The organism is Nocardia sp. NPDC004415 (genome assembly GCF_053602435.1).
On record NZ_JBSGDP010000019.1, the window covers coordinates 92,631 to 98,908 of the forward strand.

Annotated in this window: 5 protein-coding genes and 2 riboswitches; all 5 genes read right to left on the reverse strand. The window is 72.9% G+C overall.

Annotated elements, in window-relative coordinates:
• Genes ACWEMY_RS12300 through ACWEMY_RS12320 form a run of 5 tightly spaced genes read right to left on the reverse strand, consistent with a single transcriptional unit; the run spans window position 1 to window position 5,300 of the window.
• Window positions 1-816 carry an ABC transporter ATP-binding protein gene (locus tag ACWEMY_RS12300; protein WP_452390061.1) on the reverse strand — a complete coding sequence of 272 codons (816 nt, stop codon included), beginning with the start codon at window positions 814-816 and terminating at the stop codon, window positions 1-3.
• Window positions 813-1,814: a FecCD family ABC transporter permease gene (locus tag ACWEMY_RS12305; protein WP_452390066.1), complete on the reverse strand. Its 1,002-nt coding sequence runs from the start codon at window positions 1,812-1,814 to the stop codon at window positions 813-815. The genes ACWEMY_RS12300 and ACWEMY_RS12305 overlap by 4 nt, the downstream gene beginning before the upstream one ends.
• Before the next feature lie 32 nt (window positions 1,815-1,846).
• Window positions 1,847-2,881 carry an ABC transporter substrate-binding protein gene (locus ACWEMY_RS12310; RefSeq protein WP_452390067.1) on the reverse strand — a complete coding sequence of 345 codons (1,035 nt, stop codon included), beginning with the start codon at window positions 2,879-2,881 and terminating at the stop codon, window positions 1,847-1,849.
• Between the two features lie 26 nt (window positions 2,882-2,907).
• Window positions 2,908-3,960: an ABC transporter substrate-binding protein gene (locus ACWEMY_RS12315; RefSeq protein WP_452390062.1), complete on the reverse strand. Its 1,053-nt coding sequence runs from the start codon at window positions 3,958-3,960 to the stop codon at window positions 2,908-2,910.
• A 14-nt stretch (window positions 3,961-3,974) separates the two neighbouring features.
• Window positions 3,975-5,300 carry a hypothetical protein gene (locus ACWEMY_RS12320; protein WP_452390063.1) on the reverse strand — a complete coding sequence of 442 codons (1,326 nt, stop codon included), beginning with the start codon at window positions 5,298-5,300 and terminating at the stop codon, window positions 3,975-3,977.
• Window positions 5,301-5,435: 135 nt separating this feature from the next.
• Window positions 5,436-5,643, reverse strand: a riboswitch (cobalamin riboswitch).
• A 187-nt stretch (window positions 5,644-5,830) separates the two neighbouring features.
• A riboswitch (cobalamin riboswitch) is annotated at window positions 5,831-6,029 on the forward strand.
• Window positions 6,030-6,278: the final 249 nt, after the last annotated feature.

Here is a 6,278-nt window from a genome sequence, read left to right on the forward strand (position 1 = left end):
CTACTGCTGCCCGGGGTCGACGGTGAAGTCGGAGCGGTCGGTACCGACGGGCCGGTCGGGCCGGAAGGAGACGACCGGGTAGCCGTGTTCGGGGTCGGTGCCGATCTGGGCGCGGACCCGGTAGACCTGCTCGACGAGCTCGGCGGTGATCACCTCGGCGGGCGTGCCCAGTGCGACGACCCCTCCCTGGTCCAGGATCAGCAGCCGGTCGCAGAACATGGCGGCCAGATTGAGATCGTGCAGCGCGATGTAGCTGGTGACCGGCAGGGCCGCGACCAGGGCGAGGATGTCGAGCTGGTGGCGGATGTCGAGATGATTGGTCGGCTCGTCGAGCAGCAGTTCGCGGGGCCGCTGGGCCAGGGCGCGGGCGATCTGGGTGCGCTGGCGTTCCCCACCGGACAGGGTGTGCCAGCGATCGCCCGCCTTGTGCGTCATCCCGGTGTGGGCCAGGGCCTCGCGCACCGCCTCGGCGTCGGCACCGGCGTCACCGCCGAAGACGCCACGATGCGGGATGCGCCCGAGCGAGACCACGTCCTCGACGGTGATGTCGACCTCGGTGTCGGCGTGCTGGTCGACGACCGCGACCCGGCGCGCGATCCGGTTGCGGCGCAGGGTCGCGAGGTCGACATCGTCGAGCAGCACCCGGCCGCTGTCGGGGCGCGCGATCCCGCTGAGCAGCCGCAGCAGTGAGGATTTGCCGGAACCGTTGGGCCCGAGCAGGCCGATGGTCTCCCCGGCCACCGGCTCGACGGTGATGCCGTCGAGGATCAGCTGACCGCCGCGCGTCCAGCGCAGCTTCTCCGAACGCAGGGTCATGCCATGGCCCGATTCCGCAGCAGCAACACGATGAAGGCGGGCACCCCGATCAGCGCGGTCGCCACGCCGACGGGAATCTCGGTGGGCGCGAACACCGTCCGGGCCACCACATCGACCCACACCGTGAACACCGCCCCCGCGACCACGGCGGCGGGTAGCAGCCTGCTGTGTCGGGGCCCCACCACGAAGCGTGCCGCGTGCGGCAGCACCAGTCCGACGAAACCGATCGCCCCGGCCGCGCTGACCAGGGCCGCGGTGGTGAGCGCGGTGACGGCGAGCAGCAGCGCGCGCGTGGCCCGCACCGGAATGCCGAGCGCGGCCGCCGAGGACGCGCCGAAGGTGAACGCGTCCAGGGCGGCCGCGCGGCTCAGACAGATCACCAGACCGACGGCGGTCACCGTCGCACACACGGCCACATCGGCCCAGTCCGCGCCCGCCAGCGAGCCCAGCAGCCAGAACAGCACCCCGCGGGTTTGCTCGGCGTCGGCGCTGGAGACCACGATGAACGAGGTGAGCGCCGAGAACAGCTGCGTCCCGGCCACCCCCGCCAGCACGATCCGCGCCGTGCCCCCGCCCGCGGCGGCGGCCAGCACGAGGACCAGCGCGAACGCGGCCACCGCGCCACCGAAGGCCCCGGCGGCCAGGGAGATCGACCCGGCGCCGAGGCCGAGGACCGCGACCAGCACCGCCCCCGTCGACGCGCCCGAGGAGATGCCGAGCACGAACGGGTCGGCGAGCGGATTGCGCAGCACCGACTGCAGGATGGTCCCGCACAGCGCCAGCCCCGCCCCGCACACGGCGGCCAGCAGGGTCCGCGGCAGGCGCAGCTCCCACACGATGCCGTCCTTGATCCGGCTCACCCCGGCCTCGCCGAACCCGAGATGCTCGCCGACGACCGCGTAGACCTCGCCCACCGACAGGTTCGCCGGGCCGATGGTCAACGCGATCGCGATCGAGCAGACCAGCAGGACACAGCCGGCCACCAGCGCGAGCGCCATCACGGCGGTGCCGCGCCGCGGTGCGAGCCCGGTCAGCGGACCGGTCCCCACTGGGCCAGCGCGGCGGCGAGTTTCTCCACGCCGTCCACGGTGCGCAGCGACGGATTCAGGTCGGCGCCGTTGACCACGACGAAGCGCTGCTCGCGCACGGCCGTCAGCTGCGAGGTCACCGGATGCGCGCGCAGGAAGGCGATCTTGCTGTCGAGGGCGTCGCCTTCGATGGTGCGCCTGCTCAGGTCGGCCAGCACCAGCACCGACGGGTCCCGGTCGGCGACGGCCTCCCAGCTGACCTGCGGCCATTCGTCGGTGGTGTCGGCGAAGATGTTGCGCGCGCCGACGGCGGCGGTGATGATCCCCGAGGACCCGCAGCATCCGGCCATGTACGGGGTGTTCAGGTCGGAGAACCAGTAGGCGATGGAGGTGTCGGCGTGTGTGCCCGCGGTGGCGGCGGCCGCGGCGAGCCGCTGCTGGAGCGAGGCGACCAGCGCCTCGCCGCGGTCCTCGACATCGAAGATCGCGGCCAGCTGCCGGATCTCGGTGTACACCGAGTCGATGCGCAGCGGTTCGGTGCGCGCGCCGTCGGAGTTCACGCTCACCGCCGATTTGCCGTCGCAGTCGGTGGGCGACAGATAGGTCGGCACGCCGAGCTGCTCGAACCGGTCGCGGTCGGCCACGCCGCCGGGGCCGAGGGTGCCGCCGAAGGACGCGGAGACGAAGTCGGGTTCGGCGTCGAGCACCACCTCGAGGGAGGGTTTGTTGTCGGCCAGGCGCGGCACGGTCGCGTTGGCCTCGGCCAGATCGGCGCGCACGGGATCGGTCCAGGTCGCGGTGCCCGCCAGCCGGTCGGCCAGTCCGAGCGACAGCAGGATCTCGGTGGAGCCCTGATTCAGCGAGACCGCGCGCTGCGGCGGCGCGTCGACGGTGACCGAGCGTCCGCAGTTCTGCAGCGTCAGCGGGAAACCGTCGGCGGAGGCGGCCTGGTCGCCGCCGGTGTCGGATGCGCCGCAACCCGCGACCGCCAGGGTGAGAACGGACACGGCACACAGGTGCCGGAAAGCCAGGCGCATCGCGCGGGACTCCTTCATCGGGTCGATCATCGGGTGGCGGCGAGACCGGCGGCGAGTTTCTCGATCGCGTCGATCTCGCGGATGCCGGGGTCGAGCTCGGAGCCGGTCAGCACCACGTAGCGCTTGTCGCGCACCGCGCGCATCCGGTTGGTCGCCGGATTCGATTCGAGGAACGCGATCTTGGTGGCCAGGGCGTCACCGTCGACCCGCTGACGGCTCAGATCGGCGAGCACCAGCACGTCGGGATCGGCGGCGACGACCGCCTCCCAGTTGATCTCGGGCCAGTCCTCGCGCTGGTCGGCGAACACATTGCGGGCCCCGGTCTCGGTGGCGTACAGGCCGGGGGCCGAGCAGCAGCCCGCCATGTACGGGGCCTCGAGTCCGGAGAACCAGAACGCCACGGTCGGCGCGGGTTCGGCGGGCGCGGCCGAGGTGGCCGTCGCGAGGCGTCCTTTCAGCTGGTCGACCAGCTGCGCGCCGCGTTCCTGCACGTCGAAGATGCGCGCCAGCTCGGTGATCTCCTGGAAGAGCGTGTCGATGGTGAGCGGCGCGGTGCGGGTGACGGTCTCGCCCTCGACCGTGGCGCCCGTGCACACCGACGGCGACTGATAGGTGGGCACACCGAGCTGGGCGAACCGCGACCGCTCGGCCACCACCGCGGGAGTGAAGGTGTGCGCGCTGGCCGAGGTCACCAGGTCGGGCTCGGTGGCGAGGACGGTCTCGAGCGACGGGTCGTTGTCGGCGAGCCGGGGCACCTTCGCGTTGTCGGCGGCCAGGGCGGGCAGGACCGGGTCGAACCACGTCGACGTGCCGACCATCCGGTCGGCCAGCCCGAGCGAGAGCAGGATCTCCGTGGACGCCTGATACAGCGACACCGCCCTGGTCGGCGCCTTGTCGAAGGTGACCCGCACCCCGCAGTTGTCGAGGGTGAACGGATAGCTGGTCGGGCCGGGCAGGCTCGCCGTCGGGTCGGTGTGGGAGGCGGTGGAGTCGGTGCCGCCGCAGGCGGTAGCGGCCACCAGGCAGCAGGCCGTGGCCAGCGCGGCCGGCAGCCGGCGGGATCGAGCCGTCGAATTCACGCGGGAGACCATGGTCAGTGGACCTCGTTCCGGACGGCCGGCGTGCTGTGCCGGGTGGTGGCGGGCGCGGGCCGGGCGGCCTCGCGCAGCGGAATCGGCGGGCGGACGCACTGCGCGCCGGAGGACTGCACCCAGCCGTGCTCGGTGCTGGTGTGGCCGAGGACGGCGGGCTGGGCTCGCTGCGCCCGCACGGCCGCGCGGGCGGCGTCGAGTTCGGGTGCGACGGCGTCGGTGCCCCGGGCCAGCGCCCCGGCCAGGATGCCGACCTCGGTGACCTTCTCCGCGCCGAAGGCCAGCCACGAGCGCAACCGCTCGTCGAGGGTGGCCTCCGGGGCCAGCGAGTACGGAACGTGCAGCAGCGAACAGGAAGTCGACACCGCCACCGATCCCGCGCTACCCAGCAGCGAGCCCAGGGTGCTCAGCGCGGCGTCGAGATCGGTACGCCAGAAGTCACGGCCGTCGACCACTCCCGCCACCAGCAGTTTGCGCGTGAGCGCGGGCACCGAGGCCACCGCCTCGAGGGTCGTGCCCGCCGTGAAATCCAGTGCGACACCGTCGATGCCCATGTCGGCCAGTGCGGCCAGGGTGGCGCCGGGCGGCCCGAAGGGCACGGCCACGAGCAGCGCGGGTCTGTGGGAGGAACTGGCCAGGGCGGCGTAGGTGGTGCGCAGGTGGGCGATCTCGCGTGCGGTGAGCTCGGTGGCCAGGACCGGCTCGTCGAGCTGGACCCAGCTCGCGCCCGCATCGGCCAGGGCGGAAAGGAGTTCCCGGTAGCGGGGGATCAGCTCGGGCAGCCGGTCCAGGGCCGCGCCCCGCGCGTGCCGCGAGAGTTTCAGGAAGGTCAGCGGGCCGATCACCACGGGCCGGGCGGGGACGCCGAGCTCGACGGCCTCGGCCAGCTCGGCCAGGAGCGCGTCCGCGTGCAGGGTGAACCGCGTCTCGGCGTCGAGCTCGGGGACGAGGTGGTGGTAGCCGGTGCCGAACCACGGTGCCTGCTCGAGCGGGGCGACGGTGGCGGTGCCGCGGGCGGCGGCGAAATAGCGGTCGAGGGGGTCGGCGATGGCGAGCACCCGCGCCGGGAGGGCGCCGAAGAGGGCGGCGGTGTCGAGCATCTGATCGTGGTAGGAGAAGGTGCCGACCGGGATCGAGTCCAGGCCCGCCGCGGCCAGCACGCTCAGGTGGGCCAGGCGCAGCTCGCGCGCGGCGCTGTCGAGGTGGTCGGCGTCGATGAGGCCGGCCAGATAGTCCTCGACGGCCTGCCGCAGTTCCCGGTTCGGCCCGATCCGGGGCAGGCCGAGAACGGTCGCGGTGAACGGAGTGGGCGGGACTGCCACGGTCATCGTCTCCAGTGCGGTGCGGACGGCCGCCGGCCTGTCGGGCGGCGTCGTCCACCGAGCACCGGGAGCGACGCGAGGTCGCACGGGTCGGAGAAGCGGTCGCGCGCCCGGTCCACGAGGCGGTGGCCGCCGGACACGGCGTGTCCGGCACAGCGGGCAGGTCTTCGGACTCGCGGGCACCGGCCTGATTCGGCCGACCTACTGGCCGTCGCTTCCCGGGCGGGGCGCCCAGTGCGTGATGACGGCGGTCGTTCCTGCTCACCGCTGCGGGACAGTCCCGGATTCCCACCGGGTTCCCTCTGGCCGGTGGCCGGAGGTCCGGCACACCGGTTTCGACACGTCCACCGCGGGAGGTCGGACCGTCCCGGGCTGGTGAGCGTGAACCAGCTGCGCGCTCATGATAGTCCCGCCTCGACCGGACCCGTGGGGTATCCCGGCCCGGGCGGCCGGTCGCCGGGCACGGCACCGTATGCTGTCCCGGCAGCTGGTTCGCCGGTGGCGAGGACGACGGGAGCCCCCGCGCCGCCGCCGGTGTCGACACCTGACGCAACGGGACCGTTGCGCGGTGAAGAGGGAACCCGGTGGAATTCCGGGACTGTCCCGCAGCGGTGAGCAGGAACGAAAGCCGTCATTCGCACTGGACCCATGTTCGGGAAGCGACGGCCGGTAGGTCGGCGCCCAGGGGCTCCGGTGCCCGCGAGTCCGAAGACCTGCCGCTGTGCCGGGCGCGCCGCGTCCGGTGGTCGTCGCCTCGTGGATCGGGCGCACCGCCGATCGAATCCCCCGTGGGGTGCCGGGTCGGCGTGCGCGCGAAAAGGGTGGCGGCTGTTCGCCTGCAAGCCAAGGGAGTTCCGCTGTGGTTGCCTCCACCAGTGCCCAGTCCGTCAATACCCAGTCTCTCGGTGAGCTCGATCCCGAGTTGGCCGCCGCGATGGCGGGCGAGCTCGCCCGCGAGCGCGACACCCTCGAGATGATCGCTTC

Coding starts and splice junctions, on each gene's coding strand:
- ACWEMY_RS12300 (WP_452390061.1), bottom strand. CDS start 816: ATGACCCTGCGTTCGGAGAAGCTGCGCTGGACGCGCGGCGGTCAGCTG.
- ACWEMY_RS12305 (WP_452390066.1), bottom strand. CDS start 1,814: ATGGCGCTCGCGCTGGTGGCCGGCTGTGTCCTGCTGGTCTGCTCGATC.
- ACWEMY_RS12310 (WP_452390067.1), bottom strand. CDS start 2,881: ATGCGCCTGGCTTTCCGGCACCTGTGTGCCGTGTCCGTTCTCACCCTG.
- ACWEMY_RS12320 (WP_452390063.1), bottom strand. CDS start 5,300: ATGACCGTGGCAGTCCCGCCCACTCCGTTCACCGCGACCGTTCTCGGC.